Raw genomic sequence first — 274 nt, forward strand, 5'->3', positions numbered from 1 at the left:
AGGTGGAAGGAGTGTGAAGATGGATAGGAGAGCTCTACCTAAAAACTGAACTGCCCGACGACCCCGTAGAAATCGCCAGGCAATCCAACTGGGGACAGGACCAACTCGCCAAAGTACAAACCCTGACCCACAACGAGAACCAAGCCGACCACGAAACAGGACGACCAGCCCTCTACGACAACGCTATCGACACCAACTACACCCATTCAATCGGCATCCAAAAAGGACAAATCTAGCCCCAGCGACACGCCGAACCAGACACACATTTTGACCC

At 53.3% G+C, this 274-nt stretch carries 1 pseudogene; it reads left to right on the plus strand.

From position 1 onward, the window contains the following. Nucleotides 1–32: 32 nt before the first annotated feature. Nucleotides 33–236, plus strand: a pseudogene (locus tag HMPREF2808_RS13085) (IS256 family transposase); the annotation flags it as partial. Nucleotides 237–274: the final 38 nt, after the last annotated feature.

The organism is Corynebacterium sp. HMSC078A10, assembly GCF_001811565.1.
Classification (GTDB): domain Bacteria; phylum Actinomycetota; class Actinomycetes; order Mycobacteriales; family Mycobacteriaceae; genus Corynebacterium; species Corynebacterium hesseae.